This window comes from Onishia niordana (assembly GCF_004798965.1).
Taxonomy (GTDB): domain Bacteria; phylum Pseudomonadota; class Gammaproteobacteria; order Pseudomonadales; family Halomonadaceae; genus Onishia; species Onishia niordana.
The window spans coordinates 1-254 of record NZ_SDSD01000126.1 but is presented as its reverse complement, the minus strand read 5'-3'; the positions used below and the strand labels follow the sequence as shown (position 1 = coordinate 254).

Annotated in this window: 1 protein-coding gene; it reads left to right on the top strand. The window is 42.5% G+C overall.

Translation table 11 applies throughout. The features are described from left to right. Positions 1 to 254 (top strand): aldo/keto reductase (locus ETC27_RS18195; RefSeq protein ID WP_205742794.1); only part of this gene is annotated, 254 nt, incomplete at both ends.

Below are 254 nucleotides of genomic sequence, written 5' to 3'. Positions count from 1 at the left end.
ATTGAAACAGCTTATGAAAATGGTATTAACTTTTTTGATCACGCGGATATTTATGGTGCTGGACAGTGTGAAACGGTTTTTGCCGAGGCTTTGGCGCAAACCTCTATTCGACGGGAAGACATTTATCTCCAATCGAAATGCGCTATCCGCCCAGGGGTTTCCTTTTATTTTTCCAAAGAACATATTATCAAGTCAGGAGCAGTCTCTTTACAACGACTACCGACGGATTATCTCGACACCATGCTGTTTCACTG